A 14,684-nucleotide genomic window follows, 5' to 3' on the forward strand; every position below is an offset into this window, starting at 1 on the left:
AGCCGTTGATTGCAATTGCGAACAGACGCTTTCGGCAAACTCGCTAATAAAAATTGTGCAGTGGAGTCAGTTTCCGACAGAAAAAAGCAGGCTGCATAAGCAGCCTGCTTTCCGTTATCGCTCGCCATTCCACTCAGCATAAAACTCCGTCAGAAATTGTTCCATAAACGCATGGCGCTCCGCAGCCAGCTGCCTGCCGTACTCTGTATTCATCAGATCCTTCAGCTTCAGCAGCTTTTCGTAGAAATGATTGATGCTGGTGCCCTGATTTGCGGCATATTCCGCGGCGGACATCGTCAGCTTCGGCGCCTCCTCCGGATCGTGGATGGGGCGGCCCCGGCTGCCGCCGAAGGCAAAGGCCCTGGCGATTCCGATTGCTCCAACGGCATCCAAACGATCCGCGTCCTGGACAATTTTCCCCTCCGGTGTGGCGGGTGTTACGGAGTCCGTTCCACGATAGGAGATTTCACGGATGACAGCACAGATCCGCTCCTCCAGCTCCGGAGAAATCCCGTTTTCCTGCAGGAAGGCGCGGGCATTGGCCAGATTCTCCGTATGAAAAAGCTTTTGGTCATCCGCGTCATGGAGCAGAGCGGCCAGAGCAATCACCGTCCGGTCACCGCCCTCACTCTCCGCAATGGACATGGCCGTGCGGTATACCCGCAGCGTATGGTGCAGATCATGCCCGCTGCTCTCGCCCTGGAAAAGATCCCGCAGACAAGAGACGGCGCGCTCCGTCAAAAGGGTGAGATCCTTCATTTTCCAAGCACCTCATGTCTGATATAGTCAAAGGCTGCGTCCTCGCCCTCGTCCCGCAGTTTGATTAAAATTGTCTCCAACAGGGACTCAGTGGCGGGGTGCAACAGCAGGCGGCGCTGCTTGCCGCGAAGGAAAAACCGATAGGGATCGCCGGGATTGAAGGCATCTCCACGATAGACCTTACTGGCGGCCAGACGGTCACAGAACATCTCCGCCACATATTTTTTCGGCATTTCCACGCCGACGATGCCTTCCCCGGTGGGGCTGTAATCCGTCCAGTACTCAAAATGGTGGCGATTGCGCCCCTTGTGGTGCAGCCAGGAGGCGCTGTACCCGAACGCCTTTCGCTGGGCGTCATTGGGACTGTGGTCGCCCTGAAAGTACTTGACACCTGCAAAAAACTCCACCGGGGCGTACTTGGACAAATCGTGGGTGAGGCCCTGCCAGTACAGCCCCAGGCGAAAGCAATATTTCCGAACCAACGCCCGGTGGCGGTGGACAGTTTTCAAATGACCCCAGAAATGCAAGGAACTCACCTCAAAACAACATTCTGTTTTCCAGTATAGCACGGCGGCGGAGAAAAAACGAGCAAAATTTTGCATGGAATCCGCATGGCCGCAGACACTAACCGGGAGGTGTTGAAATGGAGGCTGCAATTTTTGACTGTCCTGCAGATTGGGAGAAGCTGCTGCCGAAGGGTATCCGGATTTTGAAAAGCAGAGATATGCTGGCAGACGGAAACTGGAGTCTGCTGGCATTGACCGAGCAGGGATGCCGACAAATAGTGGATGCAAGCTGCCGGGTTTTGCTGGTTCCGGGGGACTGGGCGGCCTCTGTGCTCACACGGGTGCGGGCGGATACCGTGATTACCTGCGGCCTGTCCCCCAGAGACAGCCTGACGCTGTCCAGCCTGACAGAGCCTGTGCTGTGCGTCCAGCGGGCGCTCCCGCGACCGGACGGCGGGGAAGTGGTGCCGCAGGAATTTCCATTGCCGCCGCTGCCCGGAAATGCGGTGCAACTGCTGCCGCTGCTGGGACTGCGTCTGTTGCAGATGCCACTGACAGAGACGCCCTTCCTATGGTAAATTCAGAAAAAAGGAGGGGATTCAATGACCTGGTACGGATGGCTGGCACTTGGGATCCTCGCTGGAGGAATCTGGCTGGTTTGGAGGGCGCTGTACGGCGGAAAAAGCGGAGCGGTTCACTGCATGGGATGCGGCTGCTGCGCCGCCACGGGAAAATGCATTCTGCTGGAGGGAAACCAATCCGGGCAGAAGGAGAAAAAACCTTAATTTTGTCCGGAATTTGCGGAAATTGGCGTTGACAATACCAACAAAAAGGATATAATATTTGTGGTTATAAAAGCAAATGCGATGACAAAGCCAGCTTTGCGAAACCGGCCCAGCGAGAGGGGAGCATGGTGGAAACCCCTTGCCTACGCCGCGAAGCAGCCACTTTGGAGCAGTCCGCGAAGAGCGGAACGACTCATCCCTGTTACCGGATGGCTTAAGATTTCCCCGCTGAGGGGGACAATTAGGGTGGTACCGCGAAGCTGAGGCCTTCGCCCCTAACCAGAGGGGCGGGGGCTTTTTGTGTTACATGCGCTGGATCCACCTGCCCGGCTGCGGAAAATCCGCCGCTTTTGATTTAAATTCCAGAAAATTTGTAATATTGGAGGAAGAATACATTATGGCACATCCCTACCACGGGCTGAATGAACTTCGGGAGATGTTCCTCAGCTATTTTGAGAGCAAGGGCCACCTGCGGCTGCCCAGCTTTTCCCTGATCCCCCCCGCCAGCGACAAGAGCCTGCTGCTGATCAACTCCGGCATGGCCCCCATGAAGACCTGGTTCACCCGGGAGGAGGAGCCCCCCCGCAACCGTGTCACCACCTGCCAGAAATGCATCCGTACCGGCGATATTGAGAACATCGGCCATACCGACCGCCACGGCACCTATTTTGAGATGCTGGGCAACTTCTCCTTCGGCGACTACTTCAAGAAGGAGGCCATTCCTTTCTGCTGGGAGTTTTTGACGGAAGTAGTAGGACTGGAGGCCGACCGACTGTATCCATCTATCTATCTGGATGACGAAGAGGCCTTTGAGATTTGGAACAAGGACATCGGCATCCCTGCCGAAAAGATCTTCCGCTTCGGCAAGGAGGACAATTTCTGGGAGCACGGAGCAGGTCCCTGCGGTCCCTGCTCCGAGGTGTATTATGACCGCGGCCCCGAGCATGGCTGCGGCAAGCCCGGCTGTACGGTCGGCTGCGAGTGTGACCGGTATATCGAGGTTTGGAACAACGTATTCTCCCAGTTTGTCAATGATGGAGAAAACCACTATACGGAGATGACCCATAAGAACATCGACACCGGCATGGGACTGGAGCGGCTGGCCTGCGTGTGCCAGAACGTAAACTCCCTGTTCGATGTGGACACCGTGATGAACATCACCAACAAGGTCAGCGAGATCACCAATGCCCATTACGGTGAAAGCCAGAAGACCGACGTGAGCCTGCGTGTCATCACCGACCACATCCGATCCGGCGTGATGATGATCTGCGATGGAATCCTGCCCTCCAACGAGGGCCGCGGGTATGTGCTGCGCCGTCTGCTGCGCCGGGCTGCCCGCCACGGAAAGCTTCTGGGAGTGGAGCGTCCCTTCCTGCATGAGGTGGTGGAGACGGTGATTCACGAGAACGAGTGCGCCTATCCAGACCTGCGGGAGAAGCAGGCCTATATCACCAAAGTGGTCCGCACGGAGGAGGAGAACTTTGCCCGCACCATCGACGGCGGCATGAAGATCTACAACGACCTGCTGGCAGCTCACAAGGAGAAGGGCGAGACTGTGTTCTCCGGTGCCGATGCCTTTAAGCTGTATGATACCTACGGATTCCCCATCGACCTGACTGTTGAAATGGTGGAGGAAGAGGGCATGACCGTGGACCGGGACGGCTTCGACCAGCTGATGGAAGAGCAGCGCGTCCGTGCCCGGAAGGCCCGGGAGGCGCTGGGTGACCTGGGCTGGGCCGGTATTGAGTTCGGCTCCGATATGCCTGCCACGGAATTTGTGGGCTATGAAAACGATGTGACGGACGGCAAGGTGCTGGCCATCGTGGTGGAGGGCGAGCTGCGGGATGAAATCGTCGCCGGCGCCGAGGCTACCGTTGTGCTGGACCAGACCACCCTGTACGCCGAGATGGGCGGCCAGGTGGCCGACCACGGCACCATCACCTGCGGCAGCAGCGTGTTCCGGGTAAAGGATGTCCAGAAGAACAAGGGCGGCAAGTTCCTCCATACGGGTGTGCTGGAAAGCGGTGAGCTGAAGGTGGGCGATTCTGCGGAGGTGTCCATTGATGTGGATCGCCGCAAGGCCATCCGCCGGGCACACAGCGCCACCCATCTGCTGGACGCAGCTCTGAAGAAGGTGCTGGGCGACCATGTCCATCAGGCCGGTTCTCTGGTGGAGCCTGACCGTCTGCGGTTTGACTTCACCCACTTTGAGGCCATTACGCCGGAGCAGCTGGCCCAGATTGACAAGCTGGTGAATGACGCGATTCTGGAGGGCTATCCGGTGGTTACCGAGGTTCTGCCCATTGAAGAGGCCAAGAAAAAGGGTGCCGTGGCCATGTTCGGCGAGAAGTATGGCGACACTGTCCGCGTTGTGGAGATGGGCGACTTCTCCATGGAGTTCTGCGGCGGCACCCACCTGGACAACACTGCCAAGGCCGGCCCCTTCCGCATTAAGTCCGAGAGTTCCATCGCCTCCGGCGTCCGCCGGATTGAGGCGACTGTGGGTAAGCTGACGCTGGAGACGGTCAACCGCAACCAGCAGATGCTGTTCCATGCGGCTCAGATGCTGAAGACCAACCCCGGCGAGTTGGAGGCCAAGATTGACCAGCAGCTGACAGAGATGAAGGAGATGCGTCACGAGCTGGAAAAGTTCCAGGCGGAGGCGTCTCTGGGTGAGGCCCGGCAGTTCCTGACGAGTGCCAAGGATGTAAAGGGGCTGAAGGTTTTGACCGCTATCCGCAACGGGATGGATGCGGCCGCCCTGCGCCAGATGGGCGACTTCCTGCGGGACAAGGAGTCAGGCGTGGTGGCCGTGCTGGCCTCCGTCAATGGGGAAAAGATCACTTTCTTGGCCATCTGCGGCCCAGAGGCGGTAAAGAAGGGCGTCAAGGCCGGCGACTTGGTGAAAAACGTCTGCGCAGTCTGCGGCGGCAAGGGCGGCGGCAAGCCGGACAGCGCCATGGGCGGCGGCACGGATCTTTTGAAGCTGGACGATGCACTGGCCAGCGTGGACGATTTCGTGTCCGAGAAGTTGGGATAACCTGCCTCAGATGCAGCGTACAGAGGCTTCGCCGAAGGCAAACGCTTAAACCAGCCCTATAAAAGCCTTGCGTTTCCCGCCGCTGCCGATGTAAAATGAAAAAAGGCCAGCTGCCCGGCGGAGATGGTCTGCCGGGCAGCTGATAAAATGGGAAAAACCTGCTGCGCGGATGGAGCGGCACGCAGGGGTTGGAAGAAAGGAAGCGGGAAGATGAAGGTATTGCTGATCAACGGAAGTCCGCACCAGCACGGCTGCACGGACACGGCGCTTTCTCTGGTGGGGGAGAGCCTGCACGCCGCCGGAATTGAGACGGAGAATTTCTGGCTGGGCGCCCAGCCGGTGGCGGGCTGTACAGCCTGCCGCAAGTGCGCGGAGACCGGACGCTGTGTCATCCAGGACCGTGTGAATGAATTTTTGGACATCGCCGGGGAGTATGACGGCTATGTGGTGGGATCTCCGGTGCATTTCGCGTCGGCTGCCGGAAAGCTTACATCCTTTTTGGACCGGGCCTTTTACGCGGCCAGAAATAACCGAAGGATCTTTGCCTTCAAGCCTGCGGCGGCCATTGTCTCCGCCCGGCGGGCGGGTACCACGGCCTCTTTGGATCAGCTGAATAAATACTTTCTTTATCTGGAGATGCCGATCATCTCCTCCCGATACTGGAACATGGTCCACGGCAACACGCCGGAGGAAGTGCTGCAGGATCGGGAAGGCGTCCAGATTATGCGGACACTGGGCCGGAACATGGCGTGGTTCCTCCAGTGCAAGGCCGCCGGAGAGGCGGCGGGCGTGAAGCTTCCGGAGCAGGAGGATTGGACACCCACAAATTTCATCCGGTAATTGCCGGCTTAAAGAAGGGAGCAGCCTTATGAACGATTGTCTGTTTTGCAAAATCGCAGCGGGAGAGATCCCCAGCAGCAAGGTCTATGAGGACGATGTGTGTTATGCCTTCAACGACATTGCGCCCCAGGCACCGACCCATTTCCTGGTGATTCCAAAGGCCCATATCGGTTCCGTGTCCGAGGTGACGCCCGAAAACAGCGGCGTGGTGGCACATATTTTTGAGGTGATCGCCAAGCTGGCGAAAGAGCAGGGAATGGAGAGCTACCGTGTGGTCTCCAACATCGGGGAGCAGGCGGGGCAGAGTGTGTTCCACCTGCACTTCCATGTGCTCAGCGGACGGGACATGACGTGGCCTCCGGGCTGAGCTTGCCGCAAAAGCCTGCTTGGCTTCATGGTTGCCTGACGGCAAAATCTGCGCCAGCGCTTCTGAACTTCTTTCGTTCCTCAGTAAACGCGTTTGCTGGTTTGCCGGGGAGGGAAGCAGGGCAAACAGCCGCAGCTATATAAAAAAGCAGCGCCGCATGGCGCTGCTTTTTTATGATTGCTTTCGTTTATCAGGCTGCCAGCTCGGGCATTGCGCTGGGGTCAATTTCCTGATAGCCGGAGAAGTCGGGATAGGTGATTTTTACGCTGTTTCCGGTGGCCTTGATGGTCATGGCAACATCGTAATCATAGGCCACGTCCATCACGCCGATATCCTCGCCAAGATCCATCTTCATGGCGGCAGAGAAGACCATCTTCATGTTCTTCAGGTTTCCACTGCGGTCTACGGTATAGGTAGCGGTGATGTCGCCGAAGGTCATGGACATGTCCATACCGGCATCACCCATCATGTCCTGGACGCCGTTCAGGATACCGGCCATACCCTTGCCGATGACCACGGTATACACCGTGTCGCTGCCGGACTTTTCTGTGGTGATGGAGTCAATCATGGCAAGACCGTTCACACCCATGTCGGAGGTCTGCATGCCGGCCAAGCCTTCCAGCGCAGCCAGTTCATCAGCCACCTGGTACTTATAGGTCATCGTCTCTTCACCGTCTGCGATGCTCATATACATCCAGCCGTCCTTCATCCACATGCCCATGTCCATGGCAACGCCGTCCGTGGTGGTCTTCATGGAATAGGCCATCTGGATGTCGTTTTCATCCAGAATCATCTTCACATTGCCGGTCACATCGGAAGTGGTAGTCTCTGTCTCACCGTCGGCGGTGGCGGTCATGTCCATCTTCATGACGAGGTCGGCATCCATAGCGGTTCCATCCATTTTGGAAGTAGCAGCGTTCATACCGCGATAAGCCTCGATCTTGGATGTCATGGAGGCGGCCTTGTCCTTTGCAATCGCCCCGCTCTGGATGAGGCTGTCCAGCAGATAGGTGCTGCCATCCTTCAAATCAGTGCCCAGAGCCTGGTAGGTGACGGCGGCGAGGTCATCCCGAAGGAAGGCACCGGAGAACATCATGGGGTCATAGAAGCCCTTGCTCTGGGCAAAGGTCAAGGCATCGGCATAGGCAAAGTCTGTGCCGTCCTGATAGCCCAGGGCACGCAGCAGAAACACCACATAGTTCTGGGCACTGCAGGCGTTGGCAGATCCGAAGGTGGTGGCGGAGGTGCCGTTGGCAATGCCATTGGTATAGAGATAGGCCACATAAGGGGCTGCGGTATCGCTGACGTCGGTAAAGGGATGCGCAAGCTCGCCGGCATCATAGGCAGTCTTGGCGGTCTCCTCAGCTCCATAGAGGCGTACCAGCATGATGGCGGCCTCGCTGCGGGTAGGGGCTCTGTCCAGTGCAAAGTCTCCGTCGGCGGTGCCGCGGAACATGCCGATGGCGGACAAATCCTCGGCCACAGTGTCGAAATCCGAGGCGGAGGCGGTCACGGCCAGGGCTGCGGTCAGCAGCAATGTCGCGGCCAGCATGGTAAAAATGCGTTTCATAATGGTGATTGCTCCTCTCTTTTCTGAACAAGCAGACGCTTGTTTTAGTTTCATTATTTTATTACAATTGTCACAATGCGTCAAGCTGGCGTTTTGCGTAAATCACTGCTATAATGTATTATTGAAGCCGTTCGGGTGAAAATACACAAGGGAATGTTCCCAATTGGTAGCATCCAATTGAGGTGATTCCATGTATTTTCAGAGATTGGAAGACTTACGCGTTGATCATGACAAGTCTCAGATTGAAATTGCGTCATATTTGAATATGAACCGCAATGTCTACTGGCGTTATGAAAAAGGGGTGCGGGAAATTCCCGCATGGGCCGTTATTAAATTAGCGGACTATTATCAAGTCAGCACCGACTATCTGCTGGGCCGCACAGACGATTCCACGCCGCCAAAACCAGCTCGCGGAAAATGAGAGTCCTAGCCGTCTTTACCGGCGCCTTCTCCTGCGGCGTCTTTCTGGCCCAGTATCTTCTGCCGGACACCTGGCTGCTGCCAGGCGCTGCAGTGTGCCTGTTGGCGGCTTGCCTGGCGTTGCTTCTGCCGGGAATCTGGCACAAACGGATACTGCTGGCTGGGGTAGGGCTGTCCCTGGCACTGGGGTGGAACTGGCTGTATATCCGGCAGGTTTCGGCTCCTATGGAGGCGCTGGTGGACACAGAGCGCTGCGATGTCGTCATGATTCTTTGTGACTATGCAGTTCCGACAAATTATGGCGCAAAAGCTGTTGTAAAGTTAAAAGACTTTCCTGCTGGAAAGGCGGTTTACTACGGTGATTTCAACCTGCTGGAGCTTTTGCCCGGGCAGTCAGTGACGGATGACGTACGGTTTCAAAGCGCTGCCCACATCCGGGATGACGACATTACGAGCTTTACCTCCAAGGGCGTGTTTCTGCTGGCCTACTCCCGGGGAGAACCGGAGACGGGGGAAGGGACGGCGTCCTCGCTCCGGTGGCTTCCGGTCCGTCTCGGCCGCGCCATGCGGATCCGGATTGAAAGCTTGTTTGACGGCGATGACGCCGCTTTTCTCACCGCCATTCTGACCGGGGACAAAAGCGGCCTCTCCGCCGGGGCAGCTTCAGATTTGTCTGAGGCGGGATTGTCCCACGTCTTGGCGGTGTCCGGCATGCACTGCGGATTCTTTCTGACGCTGGTGACGCTGCTGGCTGGGCAGCACCGCCGCCGGCTGCTGGCGGGGACGACGATTCCGCTGCTCTGGTTTTACGCGCTGATCACCGGGTGCAGCCCCTCTGTGGTTCGGGCCTGCGTGATGCTGTCATTTCTGCTGGCCGCACCGTTGTTCCGGCGGAATGGAGATCCGCCCACCGCCATGGCAGCGGCTCTGTTTTTCATCCTTCTGCAAAATCCATTTGCCGCGGCGTCCATCAGCCTGCAGCTGAGCTTTGGGGCAGTGGCGGGCCTTCTCTGGCTGACACCGAAGCTCCAGCGTCTGCTGACGGGCGGAAAGCGGCGGGGGAGGATATTCCGGATACTTTCCGCCAGTTTTTCCGCCACTATGGGTGCGTTGGTATTCACAGTGCCGCTCTCGGCATATTACTTTGGCATCCTGGTGCTGGTATCGCCTCTCAGCAATCTGCTGTGCCTTTGGGCGGCGAGCTTCGTGTTTCTGCTGGGACTGCCAGCCGTTTTGCTGAGCTTCCTCTTCAGGCCCTTGGGCCTGGTTCTGGGCCTGGTCCCCAGAGTTTTGACCGGATATATTCTGGAGACGGCCCATATTCTGGCGGCACTTCCATACCACGCGCTGTACTTTGCGAATCCCTATCTCAAGTACTGGCTGGCCTATGCTTATCTGCTGTTCGCCGCGGCGTATCTGCTGAAACCAAAATCCCGCCGAAAATACGGCCTTGCTGTTGTGCTGACGTCGCTGACGCTGGCCCTCACCGTGTATCTCGGACAGGCGCGGTATGCGGCTGGGCTGAACATCGCTGTTCTGGACGTGGGGCAGGGAGAGAGTGTACTGCTGCAGGACAGCGGCAAGTTTGCCTTGGTGGACTGCGGCAGCGGCAACAGCTGGCAGGACCCTGGCGGCACCGCGGCAGACCAGCTTCTGACCCGCGGCTGCCGTTCCCTGGACTATCTGGCATTGACCCATTATGACAGCGACCATGTCAGCGGCGTGGAGACACTGCTGGCCCGTCTGCCGGTAAAAAAGCTGCTGCTCCCCGCAGCGGCGGATGACGCTGGGATCCGAGAAGCCATACTGTATGCAGCGGAGCGCCGGGGAACGGCGGTGGAATACATTGGCGGGGCTGAATCTCATTATGCGTTAGGGGAAAGCAGCCTGACGGTCTATCCGCCGCTTGGCAGCGGCGGCGACAATGAGGAGGGACTGGCGGTACTTTGCACCCGGGGGGACTATGATCTGCTGATCACCGGCGATATGAACGCCGCTACGGAACAAAAGCTGCTGGAGACATTTGCCCTGCCGGATATTGAGGCGCTGGTGGTTGGCCACCATGGGTCAAAAAGCTCTTCCTCCAAAGCGCTGCTGGAGGCGGTGAAGCCGGAGACGGCGATTATCAGCGTAGGCAGCAATTCCTACGGCCATCCCGCGGATGAGGCCCTGCGGCGGCTGGCCATGGCCGGGGCGGCTATCTGCCGCACGGACAAGCAGGGCACGATTACCATCACCGTAAATTGAGGAAACAGTCATGGCATATACAAAAAAAGCACCAAAGGCCAACGAGGCCTTTCAAAAACTGAAAAACGATATCTCCGCCAGTACAATTGGGTGCGGCTATCTCTTCTATGGAGAGGAGAGCTATCTCCGGGAATATTATCTGGGAGAGCTGCGAAAGAAGCTGGTGCCGGCCGGATTTGAGGAATTCAACTACCACCGGATGGAGGGAAAGGAGCTGACGGTTCAAACCCTTTCTGAAATGGCGGAGGCCATGCCCATGCTGGCGGAGCGGACGCTGATTGTGGTGACGGATTTCGACCTCTTCAAGCTGAATGAGGAGCAGCGGGAAAAGCTCATCGCTTTCCTGGGAGACATCCCGCCCTACTGCTGCGTGGTGTTTGTGTACGACACAGTGGAGTATAAACCCAACAAGACCATGAAAAAGCTGTGTAAGGCGATTGCGGACCATGTGGAGGCGGTGGAGTTCCGCCCGGCGGACAACAGCGACCTGGTCACCTGGATCGCCCGGCGCTTCCGGGCTTTGGGCAAGGACATCGACCGGCAGACGGCGGAGTATCTGATTTTCATCTGCGGGGGACTGATGACGGGCCTGGTGCCGGAGATCACCAAAATCGGCACCTATGCCAAGGGGAAGACCATTACCCAGAAGGATATCGACGCGGTGGCAGACCCGGTGCTTTCGGCAGAGGTATTCAAGCTCAGCGACGCGGTACTGAAGGGCAATTACGACGAGGCCGCCCGGATTCTGGGAGACCTTTTGAAGATGCAGACGGAGCCGATTATGATTCTGGCGGCACTGGGCAGCCAACTGCGGAGAATTTACACGGCTCGCATGGCCATCGACAGTGGAAAGGACAAGTACTGGCTGATGGAACTGTGGGATATGAAGTCCGACTATCCTGCCAAGCTCCTGATCTCTGCGGCACAGCAGACCAGCGCCGGCTGGTGCGCCGACGCGGTGAAGATGTGTCAGGTGCTTGACCGGCGGATGAAAAGCGAAAAGGGCGTTGATGCAGCCGGGGAGCTGAAGCTGTTGCTAGTACGGCTGGGGGCGCGTCGGAAGTGAAAAAGATTCGGGAAGTGATCGTAGTGGAGGGCCGCTACGATAAGAATACCCTCGCCCAGGTGGTGGATGCCACAGTGGTTACCCTGGGGGGCTTCGCCGTGTTCAACAACAAGGAGAAGCTGGCTTTTCTCCGGCGGCTGGCACAGGAGAGGGGGCTCATTGTCCTCACGGACAGCGATGGGGCGGGCTTTGTCATCCGCAGTTATCTCAAGGGTGCGCTGCCGAAGGAGCGTGTGAAACAGGCCTATATCCCGGACATATACGGTAAGGAGCGCCGCAAGCGTACCCCGGGCAAGGAGGGAAAGCTGGGCGTGGAGGGCATGCGGCCCGATGTGCTATTGGAGGCCCTGCGGCGGGCAGGCGCCACCTTTGAGGACGAGACGGCAGAAGACAGACAGAAGGAGCTCATTACCAAGGCAGATCTTTTCGAGTTGGGCCTAACCGGAACGGCCGACAGCGCCAGCCGCCGCAGGGCGCTGCTGCGGCAACTGGACCTGCCGGAGCATTTGACACCAAATGGGCTGCTGGAGGCGTTGAATTTGCTCTATGACCGCAACAGCTTTTTGGAGATGGGAAAGGAAAAGGGGCAGGAATCGTAAAGCTGCCAAGAAATGTGCAGATAAATTGTCAATTTAACTAAAAACGAGAGAAAAACCGAAGGAATGGCATATAGTTTTTGTTAATTTTGCGCCTTCCGACATGATTCGACAAACTTTCTCCCATACACATGCTACGCTTCTGTATGTGTGTTTACTGCCAAAAGGTGAAAAGGGGGAAATGAGCTTGCAAAAGGTCTTCATAGGAAGAAGCAAGTGCAAAGAGGCTGAGGTAAATTATTACCTGCTGTCAGAGGAGCTGGAGGATTCCGTCGGACAGTACGGCCTTTGCGTGGAATGCGGGGAAGAAGCAGAGAGCATTTTGAGAATTACAGAATCTCAAAACGCCGTTTTAACGCTGCTTTCTTTGCTGGCCAGTGGTGGTGTGACACCGATAGCGGTGCGGGATGTGGTGGAGGACTGGCTTTTGATGTAATTTCCGGAATTCCTATCTGGGCAAAACCAGACATTTCCAGTGGTTTCTTCCATTCAAAAAAATGAATGATCCTACAGACTTTCGGATTCTCCCTTGCAAATCCGAAGCGGATTTTGTATAATAATAGCCTGCTTTGAAATACGTTGTACAGGAGGAACGGACAGCCATGGCAGAGGATATGAAACAGATGCAGGAGGAAGCACCGGAGAGCCGGAACTTCATCCATGCTTTTATTGAAGAGGACATCGCGCCTGGCGGACAGTATGAGGGAATGACAGTTCACACCCGGTTTCCGCCGGAGCCCAATGGATATCTGCACATCGGCCACTGCAAGGCGCTGACCATTGACTTTGGTACTGCCGAAAAGTATCATGGCCTGTGCAACCTGCGGATGGACGACACCAATCCCACCAAAGAGGATGAGGAGTACGTAGAGGCCATCAAAGAGGACATCCACTGGCTGGGCTTTGACTGGGGCGACCGCTTTTTCTACGGTTCCGACTATTTTGAAGAGGACTATCGCCAAGCGGTTGGACTCATCAAAAAGGGGCTGGCCTATGTGTGCCAACTCTCTCCGGAGGAATTCCGGGCCCACCGGGGCGACATCGGTGTGCCGGCTACCTCTCCTTATCGGGACCGCCCGATGGAGGAGAGTTTGGATCTCTTTGCCCGGATGCGCGCAGGGGAATTCCCGAATGGCGCCATGACCCTTCGGGCGAAGATCGATCTCGCCAGCGGAAACTTCAACATGCGGGATCCGGTTATCTACCGCATCAACCACATGCGTCATCACCGCCAGGGGGACAAGTGGTGTATCTATCCGATGTATGACTTTGCCCACCCCATCCAAGATGCGCTGGAGGGGGTGACCCACAGCCTTTGTTCTCTGGAGTTCGAGGCACACCGCCCGCTGTACAACTGGGTGATTGAACATTGCGATTTGCCCAGCAAGCCCAGACAGATTGAGTTTGCCCGCCTTGGCATTGACCATACGGTAATGAGCAAGCGGAAGCTTCGGGCCTTGGTGGAGGATGGGAAGGTATCCGGCTGGGACGATCCGCGGATGCCGACGCTCTGCGGCCTGCGCCGGCGCGGCTATACGCCGAAGTCCATACGCAACTTCTGCGACCGCATCGGTGTTGCAAAGTCTACCAACGTGGTGGAGTACGGCTTTTTGGAGCACTGCCTGCGGGAGGATTTGAACGAGACGGCCCAGCGTGTTATGGCGGTTCTGCGGCCTGTCAAGCTGACTATCACCAATTATCCGGAGGACAAGCACGAGACCGTCAGCGTGGAAAATAATCCCTTGGATCCGGATGCTGGAATCCGGGAGGTGACGTTCTCCCGCCATCTCTATATTGAGGCAGACGATTTCATGGAGGTACCTGTGCCCAAGTATAAGCGCTTGTACCCGGGGGGACCGGAGTGCCGTCTGAAGGGCGCTTATCTGATTACCTGCACGGGATGTGCGAAGGATGACGACGGTAATGTGGTGGAGATTTTGGCAGAGTACGATCCCGACAGTCGCGGCGGCGATCCCGCTGACGGGCGGAAGGTGAAAGGGGCTACCATTCACTGGGTGGATGCGGCCACAGCCGCAGACGCCGAGGTGCGCCTGTATGATAACCTGTTCTCCGACGCAGCACCTGACGCTGCTGATAAAAACTTTTTAGACTGCCTGAATCCGGCTTCTTTGGAGATACTCACCGGCTGCAAGGTGGAGGCAGGCCTGCAGAATGCTGTTGCGCCTTCCAGTTTCCAGTTCATGCGCCTAGGCTACTTTTGCCTGGACAGCAAAGACTCAAAACCCGGCCATCTGGTGTTCAACCGCAGCGTTAGCCTGAAGGACAGCTTTAAAAAGTAGGGCAGCTTGCTGCGACTGGTCAAAAAAGGAACTCCCGACAGAGACAAAAACAGTCTCTGTCGGGAGTTTTCATTTTGATGTGTTCATCTGCCGCCCTAATAAGCGGAGACTTACCTTACGCATGAAACACATCGTGCTTTTAGCGCATATTCATCGTTTATCGGGCTGCACCGCCAGAATCCGCAGGA

General features: G+C 56.9%; 14 protein-coding genes. 11 read left to right on the forward strand and 3 right to left on the reverse strand.

The features are described 5' to 3' along the window. Positions 1 to 114: 114 nt before the first annotated feature. Both BMZ81_RS02260 and BMZ81_RS02265 read right to left on the reverse strand, forming a co-directional pair. A complete protein-coding gene (locus tag BMZ81_RS02260; RefSeq protein WP_091128150.1) occupies positions 115 to 759 on the reverse strand; it encodes an HD domain-containing protein in 645 nt (214 codons plus the stop codon). Beyond that, the gene (locus BMZ81_RS02265; protein ID WP_091128390.1) at positions 756 to 1,286 is read right to left on the reverse strand and encodes a DUF5662 family protein; all 531 of its coding nucleotides are present in this window, start codon (positions 1,284 to 1,286) and stop codon (positions 756 to 758) included. Before BMZ81_RS02265 ends, BMZ81_RS02260 begins: the two co-directional genes overlap by 4 nt. A gap of 116 nt (positions 1,287 to 1,402) precedes the next feature. Here BMZ81_RS02265 and BMZ81_RS02270 point away from each other — a divergent pair, with 116 nt between their 5' ends. The 5 genes from BMZ81_RS02270 (at position 1,403) to BMZ81_RS02290 (ending at position 6,297) form a co-directional block, all read left to right on the forward strand. Next, positions 1,403 to 1,843, forward strand: a complete 441-nt coding sequence (locus tag BMZ81_RS02270; protein WP_091128153.1) for a hypothetical protein — start codon at positions 1,403 to 1,405, stop codon at positions 1,841 to 1,843. Between the two features lie 24 nt (positions 1,844 to 1,867). After that, positions 1,868 to 2,050, forward strand: a complete 183-nt coding sequence (locus tag BMZ81_RS02275) for a hypothetical protein (protein WP_091128154.1) — start codon at positions 1,868 to 1,870, stop codon at positions 2,048 to 2,050. Positions 2,051 to 2,447: 397 nt separating this feature from the next. Then, on the forward strand, positions 2,448 to 5,090 hold the full coding sequence (gene alaS / locus BMZ81_RS02280; protein ID WP_091128157.1) for an alanine--tRNA ligase: 2,643 nt from the start codon (positions 2,448 to 2,450) through the stop codon (positions 5,088 to 5,090). 210 nt (positions 5,091 to 5,300) lie between these two features. Further along, positions 5,301 to 5,930 (forward strand): flavodoxin family protein, encoded by a 630-nt coding sequence (locus tag BMZ81_RS02285; protein WP_091128158.1) that lies wholly within the window; start codon positions 5,301 to 5,303, stop codon positions 5,928 to 5,930. 28 nt (positions 5,931 to 5,958) lie between these two features. Then, positions 5,959 to 6,297, forward strand: coding sequence for a histidine triad nucleotide-binding protein (locus BMZ81_RS02290; RefSeq protein ID WP_091128161.1), 339 nt, complete (start codon positions 5,959 to 5,961; stop codon positions 6,295 to 6,297). Positions 6,298 to 6,487: 190 nt separating this feature from the next. On the opposite strand, the gene BMZ81_RS02295 is transcribed toward BMZ81_RS02290, so the two are convergent. Beyond that, complete coding sequence (locus BMZ81_RS02295; protein ID WP_177187164.1) at positions 6,488 to 7,867, reverse strand: S-layer homology domain-containing protein; 1,380 nt, start codon at positions 7,865 to 7,867, stop codon at positions 6,488 to 6,490. A gap of 190 nt (positions 7,868 to 8,057) precedes the next feature. On the opposite strand from BMZ81_RS02295, the gene BMZ81_RS02300 reads away from it, so the two are divergent. From BMZ81_RS02300 to BMZ81_RS02325, 6 genes are all read left to right on the forward strand, one after another. Then, positions 8,058 to 8,288 carry a helix-turn-helix domain-containing protein gene (locus BMZ81_RS02300; protein ID WP_091128165.1) on the forward strand — a complete coding sequence of 77 codons (231 nt, stop codon included), beginning with the start codon at positions 8,058 to 8,060 and terminating at the stop codon, positions 8,286 to 8,288. Continuing rightward, positions 8,285 to 10,534: a DNA internalization-related competence protein ComEC/Rec2 gene (locus BMZ81_RS02305; protein WP_091128168.1), complete on the forward strand. Its 2,250-nt coding sequence runs from the start codon at positions 8,285 to 8,287 to the stop codon at positions 10,532 to 10,534. The genes BMZ81_RS02300 and BMZ81_RS02305 overlap by 4 nt, the downstream gene beginning before the upstream one ends. A 10-nt stretch (positions 10,535 to 10,544) precedes the next feature. Next, a complete protein-coding gene (gene holA, locus BMZ81_RS02310) occupies positions 10,545 to 11,600 on the forward strand; it encodes a DNA polymerase III subunit delta (protein ID WP_091128170.1) in 1,056 nt (351 codons plus the stop codon). Then, positions 11,597 to 12,199, forward strand: coding sequence for a toprim domain-containing protein (locus tag BMZ81_RS02315; RefSeq protein ID WP_091128173.1), 603 nt, complete (start codon positions 11,597 to 11,599; stop codon positions 12,197 to 12,199). Before holA ends, BMZ81_RS02315 begins: the two co-directional genes overlap by 4 nt. Before the next feature lie 178 nt (positions 12,200 to 12,377). After that, the gene (locus BMZ81_RS02320; RefSeq protein WP_091128174.1) at positions 12,378 to 12,632 is read left to right on the forward strand and encodes a DUF6514 family protein; all 255 of its coding nucleotides are present in this window, start codon (positions 12,378 to 12,380) and stop codon (positions 12,630 to 12,632) included. A gap of 166 nt (positions 12,633 to 12,798) precedes the next feature. Continuing rightward, positions 12,799 to 14,496, forward strand: a complete 1,698-nt coding sequence (locus BMZ81_RS02325; RefSeq protein WP_091128177.1) for a glutamine--tRNA ligase/YqeY domain fusion protein — start codon at positions 12,799 to 12,801, stop codon at positions 14,494 to 14,496. The last annotated feature ends 188 nt before the right edge of the window (positions 14,497 to 14,684 follow it).

The sequence above is a fragment of the Oscillibacter sp. PC13 genome (assembly GCF_900115635.1).
GTDB lineage: Bacteria > Bacillota > Clostridia > Oscillospirales > Oscillospiraceae > Oscillibacter.

Excerpts from the sequence above, each read along its gene's own strand:
- BMZ81_RS02290 (WP_091128161.1), top strand. The coding sequence starts at position 5,959 with ATGAACGATTGTCTGTTTTGCAAAATCGCAGCGGGAGAGATCCCCAGC.
- BMZ81_RS02320 (WP_091128174.1), top strand. The coding sequence starts at position 12,378 with ATGAGCTTGCAAAAGGTCTTCATAGGAAGAAGCAAGTGCAAAGAGGCT.
- BMZ81_RS02295 (WP_177187164.1), bottom strand. The coding sequence starts at position 7,867 with ATGAAACGCATTTTTACCATGCTGGCCGCGACATTGCTGCTGACCGCA.
- alaS (WP_091128157.1), top strand. The coding sequence starts at position 2,448 with ATGGCACATCCCTACCACGGGCTGAATGAACTTCGGGAGATGTTCCTC.
- BMZ81_RS02260 (WP_091128150.1), bottom strand. The coding sequence starts at position 759 with ATGAAGGATCTCACCCTTTTGACGGAGCGCGCCGTCTCTTGTCTGCGG.
- holA (WP_091128170.1), top strand. The coding sequence starts at position 10,545 with ATGGCATATACAAAAAAAGCACCAAAGGCCAACGAGGCCTTTCAAAAA.
- BMZ81_RS02305 (WP_091128168.1), top strand. The coding sequence starts at position 8,285 with ATGAGAGTCCTAGCCGTCTTTACCGGCGCCTTCTCCTGCGGCGTCTTT.
- BMZ81_RS02300 (WP_091128165.1), top strand. The coding sequence starts at position 8,058 with ATGTATTTTCAGAGATTGGAAGACTTACGCGTTGATCATGACAAGTCT.
- BMZ81_RS02270 (WP_091128153.1), top strand. The coding sequence starts at position 1,403 with ATGGAGGCTGCAATTTTTGACTGTCCTGCAGATTGGGAGAAGCTGCTG.
- BMZ81_RS02285 (WP_091128158.1), top strand. The coding sequence starts at position 5,301 with ATGAAGGTATTGCTGATCAACGGAAGTCCGCACCAGCACGGCTGCACG.
- BMZ81_RS02325 (WP_091128177.1), top strand. The coding sequence starts at position 12,799 with ATGGCAGAGGATATGAAACAGATGCAGGAGGAAGCACCGGAGAGCCGG.
- BMZ81_RS02275 (WP_091128154.1), top strand. The coding sequence starts at position 1,868 with ATGACCTGGTACGGATGGCTGGCACTTGGGATCCTCGCTGGAGGAATC.